This is a genomic window from Sorangium sp. So ce185, from assembly GCF_051526825.1.
GTDB lineage: Bacteria > Myxococcota_A > Polyangia > Polyangiales > Polyangiaceae > Sorangium > Sorangium cellulosum_D.
In genome coordinates, this window is sequence record NZ_CP150316.1 from 1,087,444 (window position 1) to 1,111,938 (window position 24,495).

General features: G+C 75.5%; 13 protein-coding genes. 7 read left to right on the plus strand and 6 right to left on the minus strand.

All coding sequences use genetic code 11. The features are described 5' to 3' along the window. Positions 1–327 precede the first annotated feature (327 nt). Positions 328–4,674, minus strand: a complete 4,347-nt coding sequence (locus tag WMF26_RS04165; protein WP_437999230.1) for a tetratricopeptide repeat protein — start codon at positions 4,672–4,674, stop codon at positions 328–330. A 286-nt stretch (positions 4,675–4,960) separates the two neighbouring features. On the opposite strand from WMF26_RS04165, the gene WMF26_RS04170 reads away from it, so the two are divergent. From WMF26_RS04170 to WMF26_RS04190, 5 genes are all read left to right on the plus strand, one after another. Then, entirely contained in the window at positions 4,961–5,560 is a 600-nt protein-coding gene (locus tag WMF26_RS04170) for a peptidyl-prolyl cis-trans isomerase (protein ID WP_061621301.1), read from the plus strand. A 54-nt stretch (positions 5,561–5,614) separates the two neighbouring features. Beyond that, on the plus strand, positions 5,615–5,911 hold the full coding sequence (locus WMF26_RS04175; RefSeq protein ID WP_437944851.1) for a polyhydroxyalkanoic acid system family protein: 297 nt from the start codon (positions 5,615–5,617) through the stop codon (positions 5,909–5,911). Positions 5,912–6,334: 423 nt separating this feature from the next. After that, positions 6,335–11,110 (plus strand): tetratricopeptide repeat protein, encoded by a 4,776-nt coding sequence (locus WMF26_RS04180; RefSeq protein WP_437999231.1) that lies wholly within the window; start codon positions 6,335–6,337, stop codon positions 11,108–11,110. Then, positions 11,107–16,854, plus strand: coding sequence for a hypothetical protein (locus WMF26_RS04185; RefSeq protein ID WP_437999232.1), 5,748 nt, complete (start codon positions 11,107–11,109; stop codon positions 16,852–16,854). The genes WMF26_RS04180 and WMF26_RS04185 overlap by 4 nt, the downstream gene beginning before the upstream one ends. Before the next feature lie 169 nt (positions 16,855–17,023). Next, positions 17,024–17,440 carry a YkgJ family cysteine cluster protein gene (locus tag WMF26_RS04190; RefSeq protein WP_061623527.1) on the plus strand — a complete coding sequence of 139 codons (417 nt, stop codon included), beginning with the start codon at positions 17,024–17,026 and terminating at the stop codon, positions 17,438–17,440. 18 nt (positions 17,441–17,458) lie between these two features. Here WMF26_RS04190 and WMF26_RS04195 read toward each other — a convergent pair whose 3' ends face one another. The 5 genes from WMF26_RS04195 to WMF26_RS04215 form a co-directional block, all read right to left on the minus strand. Then, entirely contained in the window at positions 17,459–19,177 is a 1,719-nt protein-coding gene (locus WMF26_RS04195; protein ID WP_438002374.1) for a phytoene desaturase family protein, read from the minus strand. Continuing rightward, a complete protein-coding gene (locus tag WMF26_RS04200; RefSeq protein WP_437999233.1) occupies positions 19,174–19,662 on the minus strand; it encodes a hypothetical protein in 489 nt (162 codons plus the stop codon). Before WMF26_RS04200 ends, WMF26_RS04195 begins: the two co-directional genes overlap by 4 nt. A gap of 26 nt (positions 19,663–19,688) precedes the next feature. Then, positions 19,689–20,621, minus strand: a complete 933-nt coding sequence (locus WMF26_RS04205; protein WP_061623530.1) for an MlaE family ABC transporter permease — start codon at positions 20,619–20,621, stop codon at positions 19,689–19,691. After that, the gene (locus WMF26_RS04210; RefSeq protein WP_061623531.1) at positions 20,611–21,171 is read right to left on the minus strand and encodes a hypothetical protein; all 561 of its coding nucleotides are present in this window, start codon (positions 21,169–21,171) and stop codon (positions 20,611–20,613) included. Before WMF26_RS04210 ends, WMF26_RS04205 begins: the two co-directional genes overlap by 11 nt. 68 nt (positions 21,172–21,239) lie before the next feature. Further along, entirely contained in the window at positions 21,240–22,022 is a 783-nt protein-coding gene (locus WMF26_RS04215) for a rhomboid family intramembrane serine protease (protein WP_437999234.1), read from the minus strand. Positions 22,023–22,302: 280 nt separating this feature from the next. Between WMF26_RS04215 and WMF26_RS04220 the strand changes: the two genes are divergently transcribed. After that, a complete protein-coding gene (locus tag WMF26_RS04220; RefSeq protein WP_437944865.1) occupies positions 22,303–23,265 on the plus strand; it encodes a DnaJ C-terminal domain-containing protein in 963 nt (320 codons plus the stop codon). 85 nt (positions 23,266–23,350) lie between these two features. Next, complete coding sequence (locus tag WMF26_RS04225) at positions 23,351–24,475, plus strand: AgmX/PglI C-terminal domain-containing protein (protein ID WP_437999235.1); 1,125 nt, start codon at positions 23,351–23,353, stop codon at positions 24,473–24,475. Positions 24,476–24,495 lie beyond the last annotated feature (20 nt).

Genomic DNA, 24,495 nt, shown 5'->3' on the forward strand with positions numbered 1-24,495 from the left:
GAGCGCTACACCCTATCTCAAGATGCCCGCCGCCTGCTCGGCGAGGCTGCCGCCCATGTCGCGACATGCCCGCTGCCTGCGCGGCGAGGCTGCCGCCCATGTCGCGACATGCCCGCCGCCTGCGCGGCGAGGCTGCCGCCCATGTCGCGACATGCCCGCCGCCTGCGCGGCGAGGCTGCCGCCCATGTCGCGACATGCCCGCCGCCTGCGCGGCGACGCACCTGCGCATGTCGCGACATCCCCGGGGGCGTGACGCGCGAGGCAGCTGCGCCTGGCCGACTTGCCTGGGGGCCTGACCCGCGGCGCAGGCGCCCAGGTCTCCCTCGCTCACCGCCCCTTGCCCGCGCCCAGGCTCTCCAGCGCCTGCTGCGCGTCGCGCCGGTAGGCGTTGTCGGTCGGCGCCGTCTCCAGGAAGCGCTGGTAGTGGCGGATGGCCTTCTCGCGGTCGTTCGTCGCGCGGAGCGCCTCGGCCAGGAGGAAGTGCGCGTCGAACAGCCACGGCGGGGTCGAGCGCTCCGGCGCCTCGGCCAGCGTGACCGCCCGCTCCATCTCGGCCGCGGCCCCGGCCCGGTTGCCGCGCGACGCGTAGATCTTGCCGAGCCGGTAGTGCCACTCGGGGACCTTGTCGTTGGCCGCGATCGCCTTGCGCCACGCCTCCTCCGCGGCCGCCCAGTTGCCCTGATCCTGGTAGCAGAGCGCCATCGTGGCGTAGGCCTCGTAGCGCGACGGCCGCTTCTCGAGCGCGATCTGCAGATCCGCCAGCGCGTCGCGGCTCGCCCCCTGCTTCTGCAAGAGGACGCCGCGCTGCCAGTACGCGTCGCCGAGCTCCGCGTCGAGCTCCAGCGCCCGCTTGAGCGCTATCTCCGCGCGCGCGGTCTGGCCCGTCTCGTTGGCGCCCCAGCCGACGTAGAGGTGGTACTCGGCGCGGTTCGGGTCGATCTCCGCGGCGCGCTCCAGGAACCGCAGCGCCTCGGCCATGTTCGTGCCGCGCCCGAGGAGCGCGCGGCCGAGGAAATGGTTCGCCTCCGCGGAGTTCGGGCGGTTCTGGATCACCTCGCGCAGGATGGGCTCGGCCTGGCTCGCGTGCCCCGCCATCACCTGGGTCGAGCCGACGCGCAGCTTCAGATCGACGTCGTTCGGCGCCTTGCGGAGCGCGTCGGCGTACATCTCCAGCGCGCGCTCGCTCTGCCCGGTCTCCTCGAACAGGAGCCCTCGCTCCAGCGCCAGGCCGGGGTAGTCCTTGTCCGCCGCCGTGACCTTGTCGAAGAGCCGCGCCGCGTCCTCGAACCGGCGCAGGCGGCGGTAGGCCACCCCCAGCTTGAACTGGCTGCCGAGGTCGTCCTCCTTGGCGAGCGCGAGCTCGAGCTCCTGCCGCGCCTCCTCGTTCCTCCCGGTCTGGAGCGCGACCTCGGCCTTCGCCTTGTGGAGCGCGGGCAGGTCCGGGAACTTCGCCGTCGCCTCCGACAGCTTCGCCGCCGCCGCCTCGTTGCGGCCCAGGCTCGACAGGAGCGACGACAGCGCCACGTAAGCGTCGACCACCTCCGGGCGGTTCTCGCTCGACTTCACCGCGTCGAGGTACGCCTGCTCGGCCTCCTTCTTGTTGCCGAGCGCGAGCTCGGTGCGCCCGAGCCAGTAGGCGACCTGCGGATCCGCGGCGTGGGTCTTCTGCAGCCCCTTCAGGAGGTCCTTCGCCTCCTTCATGCGCTCCTGCGCGAGCCACGTCTTCGCCTTGCCGATGTGCGCGGCGAGGTTCTGCGCGTCGGCGCGGGCCGCGGCCTCGAAGCGCGCCTGCGCCTCGGAGTAGCGGCCGGACCGGTAGAGGACCTCGCCGTTGCCGATGAGCGCGCGCACCGCCTGCGGGTCGATCTTCACCGCGGCGGCGAAGGCCTGCTCGGCCGCGCTCATGCGCGACCGCGCGAGGTGGATGGTGCCGAGCAGCGTGTACGCCTCGACGATCTCGGGGTCGCTCGCGGCGGCCCGGACCGGGCCGTCGCCGGTGACCTTGCCGAGCAGGTCGAGCGCCTCCTGGTCGCGGCCCGGCGTCTGCCAGACGAGCGACGCGATGAGGGTGCGGGCCCCCACGTGGTCCGGCGACGCCTCGAGCGCGCCCCTGGCGCTCGCCTCGGCGCCGGACGCGTCGCCGGCGAGCAGCTGCGCCCGGGCCGTGCCGAACAGCGTGCGCGCGCTCTTCTGCAGCTCGCGCGCGCGCTGCCACGCCGCGGCCGCCTTGGGCGCGTCCTTGGCGAGCAGCTCGATCTCGGCGGCGAGGACGGCGACGTCGATGTCGTCCTTGAGCTGGGCGCCGAGCGCCTGCGCGGCCTGTCGCGCGCGAGGGAGCTGGCCCGTGGCCGCGTCCTGCGCCGCGACGGCGAGGGTGAGCAGGTCGCTCGGGCGGGAGCTCGCGAGCGCGACCATCTCCTTGCCGAAGGCGTCGTCGACGGTCCGGTGCCCGAAGCGGATGCTGCGCGCGAAGGCGACGTACGCGGCGTAGGCCATGGTCGGCCGGTGGCGCGGCGCGTTCGCGCGCGTGGATTTCGCGTCGCTCAGCGCGCCGTTCGCGGCCGAGGCGGTGTCCTTGGCGAGGGCGGACTGGGTCCGCTGCCGGAGATCGGCGAGCGCCCCCTCGTACGCGAAGGCGTTGAGCCGATCGCTGATGAGGTTCACGCCGAAGGCGCCGACGTCCGGGACGAGCGCGAGCGCGCCGCCGCCGACGGCGGCGACGGCGAGCGCCGCGACGACGTAGCGCTTGACCTTCGACTTCTGCTGCGGGGCTTCCTGGGCCGGCGCGGGCTTCTCGACCTGCGCCTCCGTCCCGGCGCTCAGGTCGCCGATCTCGGTGCCCGCGCCCGTGAGATCGACCTCGTCGCCGACGCTGGGGTGCGGCGCGCTGAGCTCGATGCCCCGATCGTCGGCGTCCATCGGCGTCTGCGTGAAGTTCGCGGAGCGATCGGACGGATCGTAGGCGGTGGGCGCGGCGCCGGCGGCGAGGTGCGTCGCGCCCTCGCCGAGCGCGATCTCGTCGCCGAAATCGGCCGGCATCGCGCCGGTGCTCCGGCCGAAGCCGGCCGGCGGCATCGCGCCGGTGCTCCGGCCGAAGTCGGCCGGCGGCATCGCGCCGGTGCTCCGGCCGAAGTCGGCCGGCGGCATCGCGCCGGCGCTCGGGCCGAAGTCGGCCGGCGGCATCGCGCCGCTGCTCGGCGGCTCGGGCGGCGCCGGCGGGAGCGGGCGCGGGCCGGGCGCCTGGAACGCGGCGCCGACGCGCGAGTCGTCGTAGTCCGGCGGGGCCTCGTCGAAGAGCTCGGCGCCGACGATGGTGCCCGGCCCGGCGGGCAAGCCGGGGCCGGTGGCCTTCGTGGGGAGGGCGGCGCCGGTGGCCTTCGTGGGGAAGCCCGCGGGGGCCGCGGCCGGGAAGCCCGCGGGCGCCGGGGCGGGGAAGCCTGCGTGCGCGGGGGCGGGGTAGCCCGCGGGCGCCGGGGCGGGGAAGCCTGCGTGCGCGGGGGCGGGGTAGCCCGCGGACGCCGTGGCCGGGAGCCCCGCGCGGACCGGGGAGGGGAGCGGGGCAGAGGCCGGCATGGGCAGGCCCGCGTCCGGGAACGGGGCGGGCATGCCGATGACACCCGGGACCGAGCTCGGCAGATCGCCGGCGACGACGGGCAGGTCGCCCGACGAGGGCAGCTCGGCCTCGCCGTCGCCCTCGAGCGGCAGCTCGAGCTCGCCGAAGCCGAACGACATGGAGCCGCCGCTGGAGCGCGCCGGAGGCGCCGGGGGCGCGTCGTCGTCGAGGTCTCCGAAGTCGTACTCCGGGGCCACGCGCGGGGGCGCGACGTCGCCCATCCCGCGGGTGCGCCCGCGGCCGAGCGGCTGCGAGGCGGCCCCGGCGTCGCGCGCGGTGGGCACGCCGGGCGCTGAAGGAGCGCTCGGCCGCGAGTCCCGCAGGCCGAACCCGAGGGTGCGCCGGCTGCTCGGAGGAAGCGGATCGACCCGCGCCGGCAGGTCGGCGTCGGCGAACGCGGTGGGCGTCGCCGGTGCGGTGCGCGACTGCGCGCGCGACCGCGCCGAGAGCGGCGCCGGGGCGGCGGGCGCGTTGCCGTAGACGACCGGCAGGTCGTCGGGATCGAGCCCCTGCACCTCGGCGTCCGTCGGGCTCGGGAGCTCGACCATGAGGTCGATCTCGCCGAAGCCGCGCCGCTGCGGCACGGTCTTGGCGTTGCGCCGATCGGACGGGGCGGGGCGATCGGGGACGTCGGGCAGGCCGATCTCGCCGAAGACCTCGGGGCCCGGCGGCTCAGGAGCCGGCGCGGGCGGCGCCGGCGGCGCGGGCCGCTGGGGGACCGTGGTCGCCGTGCGGCGCGGCGGCGTGGCCACCGGCGCCGGACGCCGAGGCGGTGCGACCGCGGGGAACGCGACGTCGTCCGGGGCCGCCACCGGCAGATCGGCGTCGTCGTGCGGCGTCGGCGCGCTCCGCTCCGAGAGCTGCAAGCCTCCCGCTCCAGCCCGCGGCGCAGGCGCGGGCGGCGGCGCAGGCGCGGGCGTCGGCGCAGCGGTCGCGCCCCCCTTGGTCACCAGCAGGCTCGTACCGCACTTCGGACAGCGCATCCTGAGCCCCGCAGGGGGAACGCGCTTTTCGTCGACCTGGTACGGCGATTTGCATCCGTCGCACTCGACCTTGATCATGCTCCCCGACCCAATGCCGGCGCTGCGAGGGCTTCCGCAGGCGCGCCTTCACGCTCATTCGGCCTGCGAAAGGCCGGGATGCCCCGACATCCGCTCTCCTTACTAGCAGGGCTTGTGGTCCTTGGATCGCCTCTTCTACGGGCCGTCCTCAAATCGGCGATTTCCTCGGGCATATCGCGTGCTTGTCTCCGGCGTGAAGCCGGGACGGCGCCGTCGTGGACCCGGGACGGCACCGGCGTGAAGGCCTCGCCAAGCGTCCTCCACCTGTGCTAACGCGCTGCCGCCCATGCAGCGCTCGACCGCGGTCCTCTACACGCTCTTCTTTGCGGGCGCGCTGGCGTTCGTCATCGCGAACGGCGGTCCGAAGGCGCGCGGCGCGGCCAGCGCTCCCGCCGACGCGGGCGCCGACGCCGACGCCGACGCGGGCTCGCCCGCGGCGACGGCGGCCGGCGACGGCGACGCCGGGACCGACGCCGGCGCAGAGGGGCCCGTCCAGGAGAGCGGCCCGGAGCTGGCCGTGCGATCCGACGCGGGCGTCACGCTCCTCTCGGGCGAGGCGCCGCCCGCGCTGGCGGCCGAGGCGCCGAAGAAGGTGCGCTTCGGCGTGGTGCTGGTCCAGTACCGCGGGGCGCAGGGCGCGCCGCAGAGCGCGCGCTCCAAGGACGCCGCGCTGGCGCTCGCCAGGGAGCTCGCCGAGGTCGCCAAGACGGACTTCAAGGCCGCCATCGACAAGGGGGACAAGGGCTCGACCGACGATCTCGGCTACATCCCGCGCGGCGTGCTCGAGCCCGCCCCGGAGTACGAGCTGTTCAGCCTCCCCAAGGGGGGCGTGAGCGGCCCGGTCGACACGCCGCGCGGCTTTTGGATCGCGCGGCGGATCGAGTAAGTAGGGCCTACCGCGCGGCGCGTCGCCGCGCGCGCGAACGAGTGGAGATACCGTATGGCGACCATCGAGATCCGCCGACAGCACGCGCTCACCAAGGACGAGGCCAAGAAGCGCGCGGAAGAGCTCGCGCGGGGCATGGAGGACAAGCTCGGCATCCGGTGGCGATGGGACGGCGATCTCATCCGGTTCGAAGCCCCGGGCGGCGCCGCGAAGGGCACGACGGGCCTCGTGCGCGTCGAGGCCTCCGCCGTCCAGGTGGACATCGATCTCCCGTTCCTGCTGAAGGCGATGAAGGGCATGGTCGAGTCGAAGGTCAACGAGAAGCTCGACGCCGTGCTCTCCAAGGCCTAGCCGCGGCGGCCGGGCTCGACCCGGAGGGCGGCCCCGGCGCCTCGATCGCCCGCCGGGCCGCGCGGCTGCCCGAGGCGCATCGTCGCCCCGCGCTCCGCCGTCCTCGCCTCCTCCTCTCCAGCTCCATCGCCCGCGCAGGCCCGCGCCGGCGAGCGACCTCCACCCGAAGCGCCGCGCAGGTCGCGCGTGGCAGCGCCCGCGAGCACCTCGCTTTCCAGGGGCGCGCGCGCGGCGGTCGCGGCCGCGCGCGGCGCGGCCATGCCCGAGGCGCGGCCGCGCGCGCCGCGCGCGCCGTGCGCGCCGCGCCAACCGAACCCACCCCCTGCCCAGCGAGCTTTACTCCGCGACGTTCGGTTCGCTACTCTCCGCCATCGTCATGCGTTGCGCACACATGAGACCCCCTGCGGAGGCGACGCGAGCGAGATGACGGTTCAGGTACCCGAGGGGCACGTGGAGAGCATGACGGCCCTGATCGCGCGGCTCCGCGCAGAGCAAGGCGACCAACCGGAGCGACAGCTCCAGGCGCTCCTGTTGCACGAGCTCGGCGCGCTCGAGGAGGCGCTCGGCGAAGAGCCCACGGCCGCGCGCGACTACCTCGCCGCGTTCAACGCCGACCCCCAGTTCCGCGAGCCGCTCGAGGCGCTGGTCCGCATCCTCACCCGCCGCAAGTCGATCAAGAACCTCGGCAAGCTGCTCGACGCGCTCACGCGCGCCGCGGCCACGCCCGAGGAGCGGGCGCGCGCGTTCTGGGAGCGCGCGGCGTACCTCCAGGACCACGAGCAGAACCTCGCGGCGTCCAAGGAGGCGCTCGAGGAGGCGGCGCTCAGCAACCCGGAGGACGCGACGCCGTGGCTCGAGCTCGAGCTCATCGCGGCCAAGGAGGGGGACCTCGCCGGCCGCATGCGCGCGATCGAGGCCCGCGCCGAGCTCGCGACCGACGCGACGTGGAAGGGGCTGCTCTTCATCGAGCTCGCCGACCTCGCCGCCGCGACCGAGAACGTGGAGCGCGCCTACGAGCTGCTCGACGCGGCCGCCGCCCTGGAGGGGCGGGCGCGCTTCCGGTCGCAGCTCGCGCTCGAGGCGATCGCGCGGCGCGAGGAGGACCTCGGCGCGCTCGCGCGCGCCCTCGAGGGCCAGGCGGAGCTCATCGCCGACGCGCTCGACGACGAGGCGAGCGGCGAGGCCAACGGCGTCCCGCGGTACATGCGCAAGCCGGAGTACGCGGCCGACGCGTGGCTCCGCGCCGCCGAGCTGACGCAGCGCGCGGGGACGGGCGGCTTCGCGTCGCTCCTCGAGCGCGCCGCGGAGCGGCTGCCCCAGTCGGCGCTGCTCGGGCGGGCGCGCATCGCCGCCCTCGAGGCCGCCGGCGAGGCCGAGGCCGCCGCCGGCCTGGCCAAGCAGGAGATCGCGCGCGGCGCGAGCGGGCCCGGCGCCGCGGCGCTGTGGCTCCGCATCGCCGAGGCCGCGGCGCTGGCCAGCGACCGCGAGGCCGCCCTCGCGGCGCTCCGCAGCGCGCTCACCGCCGACCCGCAGTGCATCCCGGCGCGCGCGCTGGAGATCGATCTGCTCGGCGACGGCCAGGACCCGTCCGCGTTCGCGGCCTCGCTCGAGGCGACGGCGGCGTCGTACGGCAGCGACGAGGCGAGGGGGCGCGCGCTGCTCCTCGCGGCCTACGTCTGGGCGGTGCGGACCGACGACGTCGGCGCCGCGAAGGACGCCCTGTCGCAGGCCGGCATGGCCGGCGTGCACCCGGGCGTGCTCGCGCGCTTCGGGCGGTCGTTCGCGGCGCTCCGCGGCGACGCGGCCTGGTACGAGGAGTCGACGAAGCGGCTGCTCTCGACCGGCGTCGACCCGGCCGAGAAGGCGAGCCTGTGGTTCGAGATCGGCAGGAGCCGCCTGCTCCGGGGCGACGCGGACGGCGCCGAGGGCGCCTTCGCCGAGCTCGCCGCCGCCGGCGCGGATGACGGCGGCGCCGCGCCGAACGCGTGGCTCGGGCGGGCGCTCGGCGCCTTCGCGGTCGATCTCGTCCGCAGCCGGCGCGAGCGCGGCGACGAGCCCGGCACCCCCGGCCCGCGGCGCTCGCCGACGGTGATCGAGGCGCTCGCGGAGGTCGAGGGCCCGGAGACCGCGCGCGGGCTGTGGCTCGTCGCGGCCTTGCGGAGCGCGCGCAGCGGCGAGCTCGATCGCGCGCGGAGCCGGCTCCGCGCGCTCTTCGAGCAGTCCGCGGACGACGAGGTCGTCGCCGTGTTCCTGGCCGAGCTGGAGCGGCGCGCGGGGAGCCCCGCCTCCGCGGCGGCGACGCTCTCGACCTGCGCCGCGGCGATCGACGACGCCGATCTGTCGGCGGCGCTGCACATCGAGGCGGCCATCCTGCTCTGGCGCGCCGGCGAGCGCGGGCGCGCCGTCGAGGAGCTCGAGGCGGCGCGGGGCAAGGCGCCGCGGTCGGGCGCGACGGCGCTCACCTGGGCGCTCCGCGGCCACGAGGCGAGCGATCTGCTCAGCCGGCGCCGCGCCCTCGAGGTGGCGGGCGAGGCGGGCGAGGACCCGGCGGCGCTCGCGCTGTCGCGGTTCGGCCTCGAGATCGGCGCGGCCGAGGGCGGCGACGCCGACGAGGCGCTCGCGACGCTCGAGGCGCTGGAGTCGCAGGCGAGCGACGACCTCGCCCTCGCCGCCGCGCTCGGGCGGCTGCTCTGGCAGCCGGCGCTCGAGCAGCGGAGCGCCGTCGAGCGCGCGCTCGACTACATCGAGGAGCGCGGCGACGGCGCCACGTCCATCGCGCACGCCGAGCGCTTCCGCCTCGCGCGCACGCTCGACCACGACCGCGCGCGCACCGCGGCGCGCGCGGCGGCGTGGGCCGCGGCCGACCCGAGCCCGCACGCCGAGCTCGAGTGGCTCGGCGCGGCGCTCGGCGCCGAGGACCGCGAGGCCGAGGTCGCCGCCCGGAGCGCCCTCGCGCGCCACATGGAGGGCGAGGCCCGCGCGGCGATGGAGGCCTCGGCCGCGATCGTCGGCGCGCTCGACCAGCCGAACCTGCCGCGCCCGTTCCTGTCGGGCGAGCACGCGCCCGCCCAGCTCGCCAACCTGGAGCTCGCGCTCCCGGGCTGCGATCCGCGCCGCCGCGCCGCCGCGCTGCACGGGCTCGGCGACGCGCTCGGCGAGGACGCGCAGCTCACCGCGCTCTCCCTCGCGGGCTGGTCGGACTTCGCGGCCGGCGATCACGAGCGCGCGCTCGGCGCGTTCCGCGCGGTGGTCGAGCGGAGGCCCGACGACGTCGCCGCCTGGGAGGGCGTCCGCGCCACGTCCGAGGCGCTGCGCGACCCGGTGTCGACGGCGCTCGCCTCGGCCCAGCTCGGCGCGCTCTGCAAGGACGACGCGCGCGGCGCGGGCTTCTGGGAGAGCGCGGGGCTCCTGCTGCTCCAGCACACCGAGGCGCACGACGACGCCGAGATCGCCTTCGATCGCGCCTTCGCGCGCGACCCGCGGCGCGGCGTCGCCTTCGACCGGCTGTTCCGCCGGGTCCGCGCGCGCAACGAGGACGATCGGCTGCTCGACATCGTCGAGCGGCGGCTCGGCGTGGCCGACAACGACCTCGAGATCTGCAAGCTGTTCTGGGAGCGCGCGCGCGTGCTCCGCAAGAAGGGCAAGCTCGACGAGGCGCTCGCCGCGCTCGAGAACGTGACGCTGCTCGAGCCGGATCACATCGGCGCGCTGGCGCTCTCGGCCGACATCTCCAAGGCGCAGGGCGACCTCGGCCAGGCGGCGGCGTTCTACGCCGAGCTCTCGCGGGTCGCGAAGGCGCCCGGGGAGCAGCGCCTCATGTCGGGGATCACGGCCGTCGACGCGTACGAGAAGCTCGGCGAGCACGACAAGGCGCTCGAGGTGCTGGTCGGCCTGCACCGCGCCGGGCTGTCGACGCTCGTGGTCCGCGAGCGCCTCGTGCGGGTCGCCGCCCGGGTCGGCGCCTGGGAGGAGGCCACGCGCCTGCTCGAGGAGCTCATGGTCGAGCGCGACGCCCCCGACGGGCGCATCGAGGCGGCGCGGCTCGCGATGGCCATCTACCGGGACCAGCTCCGCGCGCCCCGCCGCGCGGAGCGGGCGGTGGCGAAGCTCCTCGAGGAGGCCCCGGACGACGGGGAGGCGATCGATCTCGTCCTCACGACGGACTACGACCCGGCGTTCCGCACCCGCGTGCTCGGCCGCGCCAAGGCGACGCTGATCCAGGCGCTCGCGTCGGACCCGATCGACGCGGACCGGGTCGCGCTCCTCGCGAAGATCGCCGGCGCCGGGCAGGACGCGCCGCTCCGGCAAGCCACGCTCGGCGCGCTGGTCGCGCTCGGCCGGATCGACGACGGCATCTCCGCGGAGCTCAAGAAGATCGACGCCCGCGTCCCGGCGCGGCCGCAGATCGCCCTCGACGCCAAGGCCATGGCCGACATCGCCGATCCGCTCGACGCCGGGCCGGTCGGCGAGCTGTTCGCGAAGATGGCCGAGACCATCTCCATGGCGCTCGGCCCCTCGCTCGTGTCGCTCGGCGTCGGCAAGAAGGACCGCATCGAGGCGCGCGGCGGCCACCCGCTCCGCGTCGCGGTCGCCGAGTGGATGGGCGCGCTCAGCTTCGAGACCGACTTCGAGCTCTACGTCGGCGGCCCGAGCCCTCGCGGCGCGACGGGCGTCTACGGCCAGCTGCCGGCGCTCGTGCTCGGCCCCGAGATCACGGCGCCGCTCGACGCCGCCTCGCGCTCGGCGATCGCGCGCGAGGCGTTCGCCCTGCGCCGGGGCATCACGTCGCTCAGGACCCGGGACGACAACACCGTCGCCTCGCTCGTCGCGGCGGCGTGCATCGAGGCGGGCCTCGCGGTCCCCCAGCCGCCGTACGCCGTCTTCGGCGAGGTCTCGCGCGCCATCCACAAGGAGATGTCGCGCGCGACCCGGAAGGCCATCGCCGAGGTGTGCCAGCGCATCGTCTCGAGCCAGCAGGATCCGCACCGCTGGGCGCAGGCCGCCCGCAGGAGCATCGATCGCATGGCCGTCATCGCCGCCGGCGACGTGTCGCTGGTCCTCTCGGACATCCTCAACACCCCGCGCGAGCAGCTCGGCGGCGTCGTCGCCGAGAGCGAACGGGCGCGCCAGCTGGTCGCGTTCGTCCTGTCGCAGAGCTACCTCGAGCTCCGGAAGAAGCTCGGGATGGGGGTCCGGTGAGCAAGAATCCGCAATCCAAGAGCTCCTCTGGCAACGGCGGCGAGGAGGGCACCCCGTCGCAGGAGAAGATCACCGTCCCGCCGCCGGCGATGTACGGCGCGGCGGTCTCGGAGGGCGACGTCGAGGAGGCCACGCTCCTCGCGAAGATCCCCGACGAGCTCATCAAGTCGATCCGCGCCGAGGAGGGCGAGCGCGTCGGCGAAGGCGGCCTGAAGCAGCTGTTCTCGCGCGAGCCGGTGCCCGTGCCCGCGCGGCCGGCGCAGAGCGCCGGGGAGAGCGACGCGCTCCTCGACATGCTCTTCGAGGACCAGCGCGGCGAGGACGCCGACGACGGGGTCGTGACCTCGGCGCCCGCGCTGCCCGGCGCGCGCCGGGGCGCCTCGCCCCCCATCCCGCCGCCGCGGCCCCCGTCGCTGCCCCGCCCCGCGGCCCCGCCGCGCTCCGGCAGGCCGAGCGACGTGAAGGCGCCCGCCGCCGAGCTCGCGCCGAGCGATCGGACGCCGAAGATCCCGGCGCCGTCCGCCTCCTCGAGGCCCGCCCCGCCGCGCCCGCAGCCCGCCGCCGCGGCGCCGCCCCCGCTGCCGCCGCAGCCGCAGCAAAGGCGCCTTGAGCCGGTGCAGGACGAGGACACCGCCGAGCCGGGCGACCGCGCGACGCCCATCCCCGACGGCGGCGACTCCCCGTTCGAGTTCGCGCCGCCGAGCCTCGTGAACAGCAGCCGGCGCGCCGCGGCGCCGGACTTCGACGACGAGGACACGACCGGCTTCGACGACGAGGAGACGAAGGCCCTCGACGAGCCCGGGCCCACGACCCGGCCGTACGCCGGCCAGCCGTCCGCCCCGGCGAGCCACTGGGACCAGGCCGCGATCGAGAGCGATCCCGGCGAGCTCGTGGACGAGTCCAGCCTCCTCGACGGGCCGGCCGACGAGGACGATCTCGCCCAGACGCGCGTCGCGAGCCGGAGGCCGGAGGTCGGCGCGGCGTTCGGTGCGCCGCGCTCGTCCGCGCCCGCCCGCGCGCCCGAGAGCCTCCCGCCGCTGCCGTCGATCCCGCCGCCCGCGTCCGTGTTCGACGCCGAGCAGGACGCGAGCGCGATCCTCGTCCAGTCGCAGCAGCGCGACGTCTGGGCGGCGCGCGCCGCCTGGCTCCGCGCCGAGGCGGAGCTCATCGAGGATCCGACGTCCCGGGCGCGCGCGCTGCTCCCCGTCGCCGAGCTCTACGTGATGGCCGGGGAGGACGCGACCGCCCGCGCCATCGCCGCCGAGGCGCGCGAGCTCGCCCCGAGCCTGATCTTCGCCCACCGGCAGCTCCGCGGGCTCCTGATGCGCGAGGGGGACCTGCCCGCCGCCCTCGACGCGCTGGAGGCCGAGACCCGCATCCTCGGGACGCCGGCCGCGCGCTGCCACAACCTGGTGCTCGGCGCCGAGCTCTCCCGCATCTCGCTCGCCGATCCGGACGGCGCGCACAAGCGCCTGGAGCTCGCGGCCCGGATGCACCCCGCCGATCCGCGCCCGCACGTCCAGCGCTTCTGCGAGGCGCTCGCCGCGCCGGACTCGGACGCCCAGGGCTCGGCCATCGCGAAGTTCCGCCTCCCCGACGCGCCCGAGCTCGCGCCGCTCGCCGCGGCGTGCGCGCAGGTCGCCGCGCACCGCGGCGCGCTGCGGCCGGCGCGCGGCCGCGCCGCCCCCGCCACGCCGTACGAGGCGCTGCTGCGCGCCCGCGCCCACCTACGCGCCGGCGACCTCTCCGAGGGCCTCGCGAGCCTCGAGCCCCTGCGCGGCACCTCGCTCGCGCCCGGCGTCGCGTGGCTCACCGCCGCGCTCAGCGCCGCGCGCAAGGAGACCCGCCCGGCGGCGCTCGGCGCGCTCCGCGCCGTCGCCGCGGGCTCGCACGCCGGCCAGGCGCGGCGCGCCCTCGCCGCGCAGGCGATCGAGCTCGGCGACGCCGCCGCCGCGCGCGAGGCGACGCTCGACGACGGCGACGCGTTCTCGCCGGCCGACCGCATCGTCCTGTCGGCGCTCGCCGGCGGCTCCGCCGGCGATATCGAGCCGTGGCTCGACGCCCTCGCCGACGATCCGGACTTCGCGCCGCTCTCCGCCGCGGCGAGCGCCGCCCTGAGCGACGCCGGCGGCTCGGCGGCCCAGGCGCCCGCGCCGCGGGGCGTGCGCGCCCCCGGCGGCCCGAGCGCCCGCGCCGCCGCGGTCCTCGGCCGCGCGCTCTCCCGCGAGGCCGTCCCGGCCGAGGGCGGCATCGACGCGAGCGACGCCTTCTCCCGCGCCGTCGTCACCTACGGCGACACCGCGCCCGAGAGCCCGCTCTTCCGGGCCCTCTCGCTCGAGCTCGACCTCGACGGCGATCGCGGCGCCCGCGTCGCCAGGGCCGTGGCGGCGCTCCGCGAGGTCGCGTCCGAGCGCGACAGCGCGCTCGCCGCCGCCGTGATCGCGGAGATCGCCGGGGATCAGCGGGCGGCCATGAGCGATCTCGATCGCGCCCGCGGCGCGGATCCGCAGCACGAGGGCGCCGCGCGCGCCCGCGCCGCGCAGGAGAGCGGCGTCGGCGCGGCCCGCATCCTCGCGGAGCACGCGCTCACGCTCGAGGAGGGGCCGCGCGCCGCGGTGCTCGTCACCGAGGCGGCGATCCGCCTGCTCGACGCCGGCGACAACGAGGAGGGCGAGCGCCTGCTCTCGCGCGCCGCGCAGATCGACCCGAAGCTCCCCGTCGCGCTCCACCTCGGCGAGCGGAGCGCGCGCGCCCGCGTGGACCGCGACGGCCTCCTCGAGTGGCTCCGGACCCGCCGCGAGAGCGCGACCGACCCGCTGGAGCGCGCCCACGACCTCGTCCGCGAGGCGCTCCTCGTCGCCGAGGCCGACCCCGCGTCGGCCGCGTCGCTCCTCGAGACGGCGCACCGCTCGCGCCCGCAGGACATCGGCCTGCGCGAGCTCTTCGAGCGGCTCGCGCCCGAGCCTCCGGCCGACCGCGCCTCCTGGCGCGCCGAGCGCGCCACCGAGCTGATGCGCGCCCTCCACCCGGGCGGCGACGCGCCGGCCGAGGGCGACGACCGCGCCGCCACGGGCGTCGAGGCCGCGCGCCTCGCCCTCGAGGCCGCCCTCGAGTTCGAGCGCGCCGGCGATCTCGGGCAGGCCGCCGCGTCGGCCCGCCAGGCGATCGCCGCGGGCGACGACGCGCTCGCGCCGATCGCCCTCTACCGCGCGGCCGTCGCCGGCCACGGCGCCGGCGAGCTCGTCGACGCCCTGATCCCGCGCGCCCGCGAGGCGGCGGACGCGGCGGAGCGCCTCGAGATCTACGAGCGCCTCGCGGAGCTCGACGAGCTCGGGCGCGGCGACCCCGGCAACGCCCTGCTCTGGCGCCGCTCCATCCTGGAGGAGACGCCGCACCACCTGCCGACGCTCCGCCGGGTCGCCTCCTACCTCATCGGCGAGGGGCGCGACGAGGAGCTCGAGCCCATGGCGCTCGAGATCGCGCGCGTCCTCGACGGCCCCGAGGCGATCGCGCACGCGCTCCTGTCGGCGCGGCTGCGCCTGCGCGTGCTCCCGTGGGAGGAGACGCTCGAGCCGGTCCAGATCGCGTACAGGAACGAGCCCCGGGGCATCTGGGCGCTGCGCCAGATGGCCGCGCACGCCCGCGCGAAGGCGGATCACGCCCTCGCGATCGAGGCGGATCGCCAGCTCATCGAGCGCACCGATCGCCCGTCCGAGGCCGCCGCCCTCTCGGTGCGGGCCGCCAAGGACGCCCTCCTCGCCGGCTCGATCGAGGACGCCGTCGCCTTCTTCCGCCACGCGATCACGCTCGTCCCGCACTACCTCGTCGCGCACCTCGATCTCGCCGACGCGCTCGAGCGCGGCGGCGACGCCGCCGCCGCCGCGGCCGCGCTCGAGTCCGCGGCGGGCGCCAGCGTCGGCTCCGAGGGGCGCGCGCACTCGCTCTACGCCGCGGCCGTGCTCTGGCAGGACAAGGTCCAGAACGCCGCGCGGGCCCGCGACGTCCTCGAGGCGGTCGCCACGGTCGACCCGTCGTACGCCGACGTCTTCTCGCGGCTCAGGGCGATCTACGTCGCCGAGGGCGCGCGCGCCGAGCTCGCCGCCCTCCTCGAGCGCCGCCTCGACGCGGTGACGGATCCGGCGGAGCGGGTCGAGATGGAGGTCCTCCGCGGCCGGGCGCTCGCCGACGTCGGCGACGTGGCGGCGGCGAAGCGGGCGCTCGCCGCCGCGCTCGACGCGAACCCCGACCACGTCGAGGCCCTGTCCGCGTTCGCGGACGTCTGCGCCGGCGAGGGCGACTGGGCCGGCGCCGAGCAGGCCTGGATCCGGCTCGCGCGCCTCGTGCCCGATCCCGACAAGCAGGTCGCGATCTACCTCCGCCTCGGCGAGCTCTACGACGAGCACCTCCCGAACGCGGAGCGCGCCGAGCTCGCCTACCAGGAGATCCTGAAGCGCGCGCCGGGCGACGTGAGCGCGCGCGAGCGCCTGGTCGCGCTCTACAAGCGCGCCGGCGACGGCGCCCGCGCGCTCGAGCAGCAGAACCTCCTCATCAACGCCGCGGAGGCGCCCGAGCAGAAGTGCCGCCGCACGGCGGAGCTCGCCGAGATCTACGAGTCGATGGGGGACATGAAGAAGGCCGAGGCCACGCTGCTCACGGCGCGCAAGACGTGGCCCAAGGACGACTTCGCGCTCGGCGCGCTGGCCCGCTACTACCAGCGCACCGATCAGGCCTCCGCGGCGGGCGTCCTGCTCGATCGCGCCCTCGCCGACGCCCGCCGCGCGCTGAACACCGGCCGCTTCGAGCCGTACCTGTTCTCGACGGTCGCGACGGTCGCGGAGCTCCGCGGCCGCGCCGGCGCCTCGAGGATCGCGCGCGCGACGGTGGCCGCGCTCGACGGCCGCGACGCGGCGATGGGCGGCGCCGGCAACGCCGCGGGCGCGGCCCGCCTCGACGTCCACCTCGCGCCGGAGCTCATGACCGCGGCGTTCCGCGAGCTCCTGCTCAAGACCGGCCCGCTGCTCGACGCCGCGGTGCCGTTCGATCTCGACTCGATCCGCGCGACCCCGCTGCCGCCGCAGCACGCCGACATCACCGACCTGGCCCGCGGCGTCGGGGCGGCGTACGGCCTGCCCAACCTGCAGGTCTACGTGACGGCCGCGCTCGGCGCCGTCTGCGTCCCGGCCTCCTCGAGCCCGCCGAAGATCGTCCTCGGGCAGCCCCTGGTCGCCTCGCCGCGCGAGGACGTCCGGCTCTTCCTCATCCACCGCGCCGTCAAGATCCTCCAGACCAACGCCTCGGCCTTCTCGCGGACGGCGCCGATCGACCTCTGGCCGTTGCTCGCGGCCTATTTGAAGGCGCTCACGCCCTCGTGGACGCCGCAGGGCGCCGACGCCGGTCGCCTGCGCGAGTACCAGGGCCGGATCGAGCGGGTGACGACGGGCGGGCTGGATCCGAAGCTCGGCGTGCTCGCCGCCGACGTCATCGGCTCGATCGGCAACCGGGCGTCGACGCTGAACACGGCGATCAACGGCTGGGGGAACCGGGCTGCGTTCCTCGCGGTGGGCGACCTCAGCATTGCCCTCACGGGCATCGCCTGGTCGGGCGGCCACACGAACGCGCCGCCCGCCGGGGGCAAGGACCGCGTCACCTGGATCGGGCGCAACGCCGAAGCGCGCGACCTCATCGTCTTCGCCGTGAGCGACGGCCTGGCCGAGGCGCGGGAGCAGCTCGGGTTCACCGAGTGAGCGCGCGGGCGCCCGCGCGCTCGTCGTCGCGCGCCGCCGCGCTATGTTGAGCGCGCCGTCGCGAGCACTTCGCCGTCGCGGAGGTTCGCGCGGCCGCGTATGCTCCGCTGCCTGTCAGCGAGCGTGCCGCCTCTCCTCGCCGGCATCGGCCGCACGTCCCTCACGATCCATGACCACGACCCTCAAGGCGAAGCGCCGCGTCTCTTACGACTGCTCGAAGTGCCCGGCCTACTGCTGCTCCATCTACGAGCGGGTCGAGGTGACGCCGCGCGACCTGCGGCGGCTCGCCCGTCATTTCGGCCTCACGCTCGAGGCCGCCGAGGAGCGCTTCACGAAGCGCTACAACGGCGAGCGCATCCTCCGGCGGCAGTCGGATCCGCTGCTCGGCCGTGTCTGCCGGTTCCTCGATCTCACGACGCGCGGCTGCACCATCTACGAGGCGCGGCCGGAGGTCTGCCGCGACTACCCCGGCAGGCCGCGGTGCGGGTACTACGACGTGCTCCAGTTCGAGCGGGAGACGCAGGACGATCCCAACGTGATGCCGCTCGTGCAGATCACGTTCCGGTCCAGGACGCCTGCTGGCTAGCGCCCTGCGTCGCAGGGCTCACGTCGTCTCGTTGCGCTCGTCCGCGTCGGCCTGCGCCTCGGCGGCTCTTCTCTTCTCGTGCAGCCACTCCTCCGGCCGGTCGGCGGGATACACCCGCAGCGAGCCGTCCGCCGGCCCGAGCAGGTCCCCCGCGCGCGCCGCGCCCGTGATGCGCTGCGCGGCCATGAGGCCCGACATCGCGGCGCCGGCCACCCCGTGGCTCAGCGTGCTCGCGCCGCACTGGTACAGCCCCGGGATCCTCGTCTTGACGGAGAACGACAGCGGGCCGAGCTGCCAGGGCGTCTTGGCGGTGCCGTAGGCGGCGCCGCGGTGCGAGGCGCAGTAGAAATCGTTGGTCAGCGGCGTCGCCACCGAGCGAAACACGAGCGCCCGGGAGATGCCGGGAATGACGTTCTCCGCCGCGGCGATCATCTGATCTCCGAGCGACTCCTTGAGCGCCTCGTACTCGGCGCCTCGCTTGCCCGTGCGGGTCTTCTCCCAGCGCGCGAAGGGGCCGTGGGGCACGAACGTGAACATCTCGATGGTGTGGTGATTGCCCCGCGTCGGGTGGCCGGGGTCCTTCAGCGTCGTGATGGTCAGGAACAGCCCGTCCACCGCGCCGCGCGGCATCTGGCGCTCCGCGCGCTCGTAGATGCGGCCCACGTCGGTCCCGCGGTACCACCAGTAATTGCCCGAGTCATAGCCCATCGACCGCAGATCCATGTCCACGGCGCAGAACACGCTGAGCAGGCTCACGGAATACTCCATCCGCTGGACCTTGCGGCGCTCGCGGGCGGTCAGCTCGGGCGGGAGCAGCTCGCCGTAGGTGATCGCCGGGTCCGCGTTCGACACGACGCTCGCCGACCGCACGATCTCGCCCCCTTCCAGCTCGACGCCGGCCGCGCGCCCGCGCTCGACGAGGATGCGCCTCACCCGCGCGCGCGTCCGCACCTGCCCCCCGAGCCGGCGCAGCGCCCGGATCATCGCGAGCGGGATGCGCCTCGCCCCGCCGCGCGGGTAATACCCGCCGTCGAGGTAATGGCCAATGATGCTCGCGTGGATCGGCAGCGCGACGCGCGACGGCGAGAGGCCGTGATCGCCCCCCTGCGCCGCGAGGAACGCGCGCAGCAGCGGGTCGCGGATCGTCGCGTCCAGCAGATCCTCCTGGGTGCGGAGGCCCCAGCGCACGAGGTCCGGCGCCTTGAACGGCAAGAGCAGCACCTTCGGGAACTCGAGCATCTCGTCGACGCGGCCGAGATCGTCGCTCAGCCCGCGGAGGACGCGGAAGTACCGCGCGATCCCCGCCGCCTCGTGCGGGAAGCGCGCCGTGAGCCGGGCGACGAGCCGCTCGAACCCCTTGGGCACGTCGAACCGCTCTTCGCCGACGATCAGGTGATCGAGCCCGTCCGGGTTGAGCTCGCAGAACTCGAGATCCTCCGAGAGGCCCAGCCCCTCATAAAGCCGCCTCACGGCGCCTCCCGGGCCGAGCTCGCCGATGTAGTGGACTCCCGGGCTGAACAGATAGCCGTCCAGCGAGAAGCTGTGGGTCCACCCGCCGGGGAGGTAGTGTTGCTCGACGACGATCACCTTCTGTCCCGCGCGCGCGAGCGCGAGCGCCGCCGTGAGCCCGCCGGCGCCCGATCCGATGACGACGGTATCCGCGTCCCTCATGCGTCCCCCCTCGGACTCCGATGCTCGGAGGAGGAGCCTGGCTGCGCGCTTCTGCCGCTCGTCTATCTGCCGCCGTCCGGCTTGCGGCCGCCCGGCTTGCCGCCGTCTCGGCCGCCGTCCGGCGGCGCTCCGGCGTCGGGCGGCGCCCTGTCCGCCTTCTCCAGGTTCATGAGCACCAGCGGACAGACGACGGGCACGGCGCGGCTCGGGGTCTGCGCCGACTCGCGCATGCACGTCTTGCCGGTCAGGCGAACGCGCTCGCCCACCTCCAGGTCGGGCGGGCACACGACCGTCTGGGACGCGGAGACGAGGTCCCCGTCGATCCAGAAGAGCTCGCAGCCGTCGTCCGTCCGCCGCAGGTGGTAGTACCGCGTCGGGCGCCGCGGCGCCGGGCTGCCCTCGGCCGCGAGCGCGTCCCCGCCGTCGAGCGCCGGCGCCGCCGCGCCCTCCCGCCCCGCGTCTCCCTGGCACGCCGCGACCCCGGCGAGCAGCGCGGGCAGGACCCGGGCGACGAACCCGATCCCCCGGCGCGGCGACGTCGATGACGGCATCGGGGCGCCTTCCGGACCGGGCGGGATCACCGGCTCGGGAAGAACAGGATGGACATCTTGGTCAGGAAGAAGTCGGCGATCAGGATGGCGATCGACGTCACCACCACGGTGCGCGTGGTCGCGTGGCCGACGCCCTCCGTTCCGCCGCGCGTGATCAGCCCGAAGTGACATCCGACCAGCGCGATGATCGCCCCGAAGAAGGGCGTCTTGTACATCCCGCTGAAGTAATCCATGAACGTGACCGAGCTGAGCGCCGTCCTCAGGAAGAAGCCGGCCGGGATGCCGAACTCGGTCGCGCAGATCAGCATCGCGCCGCTGAAGCCCAGCACGAGCGCGAACGCGCCGAGCACCGGCATCACCACGATGCTCGCGAGCAGCCGGGGCAGGACGAGCTTCTTCACCGGGTTGGCGCCGAGGGCGCGGATCGCGTCGATCTGCTCGGTGACGGCCATCGACCCGACCTCCGCCGCGATGCCGGCGCCGATGCGGCCGCCCACGATGACCGCCGTCAGCGTCGGCGCGAGCTCGCGCGAGAACGACAGGCCGATGATGCGGCCCGTGTACTCCATGCCCCCGAACTTCTGCAGGCCGATGGCGAACTGCACCGCCATGACCATCCCGACGAACAGCGCCGTCACCGACGCGATCGCGGCCGAGCGCACGCCGAGCGACTCCATCTGGTAGATGGTCGAGCGCAGCTCGAGCGGCCGCTCGAAGATGGCCCTGATCGCCCCCCAGGTCATCCGCCCGAACTGCCCGAGGTGCTCGACGAACCCGACGGCCGTGTCGTTGACCCTCGCGACGAGCGGGGGGAGCGGCGGCGGGGCGATGCTGGCCGGCCCCCGGCTCCCGGGGGCGAGGCTGCTCGGCGGCAGGCTGCTCGGGCCCGCGCTGGGCGGGGCCGGGCTGTTCGCGGAGGGCGGCGCCGCCTCCAGGGGCCGTTTGCGCTCAGTCGTCATCGGCGGGCAGGGTCGAGAAGCCGCGGACCATTCGCGTGAACGCCGGCTCGCCGGCGGCGTAGCGGGCGGGGTCGGCGATGAGGAGCATGTCGTACACGCAGCCGTTCTTCTTGAGCACCCAGACGTCGAACACCTTCGGCACCCCGTCGAGCTTCGCCGAGACGACCGTGTGCATCGCCTCGCGGCCGTCGAACGGGACGACCTCTTGCTTCAGCACCTCGCGCTCCGTGAAGTGCAGGAAGAGGTGGTTGGTCAGCGAGACGAGCGGGACGTCGTCCTCGTTCCGGCAGCGTCCGTTCAGGGCGATGGTCGCCCCGTTCGCCTCGTCGCGGTACGCCACGGCGGCGTCCGACACCGAGAGCGGTCTCCAGCTCGCCGGCGCCGGGGGCACGCGGAAGGCGACCTCCGAGCCGCGGTAGATCGTTCCGTCGAACGACGGGCCTCCGCAGCCGGCGAGCGCGACCGTGAGCGCCAGCAGCCTGGCCCGGGGGTTCGCTGCCTCTGCCGCAGAACCGCCGGCGGTGGGGCGCCTTCGAAGGGGTCGTCGCATCGCTGCGGCCGGGACGCTATCACGCTTTTGCATCCTGGGCGAACCACGAGCGCCGCGATCGCGCCGCGCTACCAGCCCCAGGGGTCGCGCCGCCGCGGCGCGCCCCACGACGCGGGGCGGCGGGCTGTCGGGCGCCGGGGCGTCGCGCGCCAGTGCTGCCAGCGCTCGTGCTCGCGCGGGGAGCGCCCCGCCATGAAGAGGCGGACGAGGAAGAGCCCGGCGACGAACCCCCCGAGGTGCGCGAAGAACGCGACGCCGCCGCTGCGCATGCCGATCGAGCCGAGCCCGTTCAGCAGGTTCACCACGAAGTACTCGAGGATGACCAGCCACGCCGGGAGCTCCAGGAACAGGCCGAAGATGAACCACAGGAGAAAGATCGGGTTCAGCACCGTGATCGGCGAGCGCGGGTAGAGCGACGCGTACGCGGCCAGCACGCCCGAGATCGCGCCCGAGGCGCCCACCATGGGGATCATCGATCCGGGATCGATCAGGATCTGCGCGCCCGCGGCGGCGATCCCCGACAGCACATAGAACGCCGCGTAGCGGAGGCTGCCCAGCGCATCCTCGACGTTGTCGCCGAAGATCCAGAGGAACAGCATGTTCCCGCCGAGGTGGGCCCACCCCGTCGGGTCGTGCATGAACATGCTGCTGAAGACGGTCCACCAGGTGTCGGTCGGCTCCGTCATCAGCTGCGCCGGGACGAGGCCCCACAAGGAGAGCAGCCGGTCGGGCGGGAACCCGGCCGCGATCATCGACCGCATCCAGAAGAAGCCGAGGACGTTGGCCGCGATCAGCAGGTAGTTGACGACCGGCGCCTTGCGGGTGGGCAGTTGGTCTCGGACGGGCAGCATCGCGATTTACTTAAGCACGCGGACCGGTGACAGCATCCGCCGGCCTTGATAGACCCGGGGGCCATGCCCGAGGTGTGGCTCCGCGACACGCTGGCCGAGGCGCCCGCCCCGCTCGGCTCGCCGCTGCGTGGCGAGGTCCGCCGCGCGCGCTCCCCGGCCGCGGCCGTCCTCAGCACCAGTGGACGAAAACGGCAGGCAGATCTAGGTTTCCGCCCGATGCGGGCCCCTCGCGGCCCGCATCGCCTGCATCTCCTGCAGCCCAGAATGACGACGGACGACCATGGCTCGTGATCTCTACTCCGTGCTCGGCGTCTCGCGCGATGCGGACGAGGACACCATCAAGAAGGCGTTCCGCAAGCTCGCGATGAAGTACCACCCGGACAAGAGCCCGGGGAAGGCCAACGAGCAGAAGTTCAAGGAGATCAACCAGGCGCACGAGGTGCTGAGCGACAAGGCGAAGCGCGCGCTCTACGACGAGTTCGGCGAGGAGAGCCTGTCGCAGAACTTCGACGCCGAGCGCGCGCGCGCCTACCGTCGCTACGCGAACGCCCGGGCCGCGGGCGGGGGCCGCGGCGGGCCCGGTAACTTCGACGTGCAGGAGATCTTCGGCAACGCCGGCGGCGGCGCCGGCGACCTCAGCGACATCCTCGGCGATCTCTTCGGCCGCGCCCGCGGCGGTGCGGGCCGGCGCGGGCCGCCCACGCGCAGCCGCGGCAGCGACGTCGAGCAGGACCTCACCATCGACTTCGTCTCGGCGGTGCGGGGCACGACGCTCCAGCTCCAGCGCGAAGGCGAGCCCGAGCCCGTGACCGTGCGCGTCCCGCCCGGCGCCGCCGAGGGGAGCCGCCTGCGCATCCGCGGCCAGGGCGGCCCGGGGATGGGCGGCGGCGAGCCGGGCGATCTGCTGCTCAACATCCACGTCACGCCCCACCCGTTCTTCAAGCGCGAGGGCGACGATCTCCACCTCGACGTGCCCGTCACCCTCGGCGAGGCTTACCGCGGCGAGAAGATCCGCATCCCCACGCCCGACGGCGAGGTGACGCTCAAGATCCCGGCGCGCACCCAGACCGGCCAGGTCATCCGGCTGCGCGGCAAGGGCATCGCCCGCAAGGGGAAGGAGCCGGGGGACCTCTACGTGAAGTTCGTGGTGCACGTCCCGACCGTCGACGACCCCGAGGTGGCGAAGGCGATCGATCTGCTCGACGGCAAGGTGGAGGCGCCTCGCGGCGATCTCCGGTTCTGAGCGCGGCGCCCGGCCGCGCGGCGATCCGCCTCCGCGGTCGCGCGCGCGTCGCCCGGCGCGGTCGCGGCTCCCAGGTCGACCTCCCATGAAGCAGCCGCTCGCCATCGATCCCCGGCCCCTCCTCGCGGCGGCCGTCGCGCTCGCCGCGTGCGCGGCGCCGCCGCGCCCGGCGCCGCCCGCCGCCGGCCTCCCGGCGCCCGCCGCCGTCCAGCCTGCGCGCCCCTCGCGGCCCGCGGGCGCGCCGGCGCCCTCCGTCGCTTCCACCGCCGCGTCCAGCGCGGCCGCGCCGTCCTCGCCGCCCGCGCCCTCGGCGCCCCCGCCCGCGGCGCCGAGCGTCGCCGACGCGGCCCCGCCCGCGGCGCCGAGCGCCGCCGACGCGGCCGCGCTGCAGGGGCCCTCGATCGCGATTGAGCCGCCCTACAAGCTCGGCCAGCACCCGGTGCCCCGCGGCCAGGCCGAGGCGGCGGAGCGGGATCGCTGGAACGCCGGGGGCAGGGGAGAGCCGCCCGCGCCGCCGCCGCCGGCCGAGGGGCACCCGCTGCCGCGGATCATCGTGGACATCGACAAGGTGAACGGACCGCTCAAGGCGCGCGAGGTCGAGCGCATCGCCCGGCGGCATCTCTGGATCCACGTCTACGCGTGCTACCGGCTGCGCGCGTACAGGGATCCGTCGCTGCACGGCAAGACCACCGTGCGGCTCACGGTGAGCCGCGCCGGCAAGGTGACGGGCGCCCGCGCGACCTCGTCCACGCTCTCCGCGCCGGACGTCGTCTCGTGCCTCGCCGCGCGCGCGCGGTCGCTCCCGCTGCCCAGGGCCAAGGCCGGCTCGACCGTCGTCGCCACGCTGCAGGTCTACCCGGGCGACGATCCGGTCGAGCCTCCGCCGTCCGTCCTCGCTCCCGGCCCGGGGGAGCTCCGGCCCGACGCGATCGAGGCCGCGCTGGCCGAGGCCATGCCCGCGTTTCGGAGCTGCTACGACGCGGCCCTCGCCGGCGCGCCGGCGCTCTGGGGCCGCCTCGCCATCCGCTTTCACGTGACCGACAGCGGCGCCGTCGACGAGGCCTTCGAGGTCGAGTCGCGCTTCCCGGACGAACGGCTCGCCCGCTGCGTGCTCCGGCGCGCGCGCGCGCTCACGTTCCCGGCACCGGAGGGCGGCGACCTGCGCTTCGTCGTGCCGCTCCGATTTTCGCCCGACCCGCAGAGCCCCTGACGGCCCCGCCCGACGTGGGC

Bases quoted from the DNA above. Each gene is read 5' to 3' on its own strand.
- WMF26_RS04165 (WP_437999230.1), bottom strand. From the start codon at position 4,674: ATGATCAAGGTCGAGTGCGACGGATGCAAATCGCCGTACCAGGTCGAC.
- WMF26_RS04170 (WP_061621301.1), top strand. From the start codon at position 4,961: ATGCAGCGCTCGACCGCGGTCCTCTACACGCTCTTCTTTGCGGGCGCG.
- WMF26_RS04175 (WP_437944851.1), top strand. From the start codon at position 5,615: ATGGCGACCATCGAGATCCGCCGACAGCACGCGCTCACCAAGGACGAG.
- WMF26_RS04180 (WP_437999231.1), top strand. From the start codon at position 6,335: ATGACGGTTCAGGTACCCGAGGGGCACGTGGAGAGCATGACGGCCCTG.
- WMF26_RS04190 (WP_061623527.1), top strand. From the start codon at position 17,024: ATGACCACGACCCTCAAGGCGAAGCGCCGCGTCTCTTACGACTGCTCG.
- WMF26_RS04200 (WP_437999233.1), bottom strand. From the start codon at position 19,662: ATGCCGTCATCGACGTCGCCGCGCCGGGGGATCGGGTTCGTCGCCCGG.
- WMF26_RS04205 (WP_061623530.1), bottom strand. From the start codon at position 20,621: ATGACGACTGAGCGCAAACGGCCCCTGGAGGCGGCGCCGCCCTCCGCG.
- WMF26_RS04210 (WP_061623531.1), bottom strand. From the start codon at position 21,171: ATGCGACGACCCCTTCGAAGGCGCCCCACCGCCGGCGGTTCTGCGGCA.
- WMF26_RS04215 (WP_437999234.1), bottom strand. From the start codon at position 22,022: ATGCTGCCCGTCCGAGACCAACTGCCCACCCGCAAGGCGCCGGTCGTC.
- WMF26_RS04220 (WP_437944865.1), top strand. From the start codon at position 22,303: ATGGCTCGTGATCTCTACTCCGTGCTCGGCGTCTCGCGCGATGCGGAC.
- WMF26_RS04225 (WP_437999235.1), top strand. From the start codon at position 23,351: ATGAAGCAGCCGCTCGCCATCGATCCCCGGCCCCTCCTCGCGGCGGCC.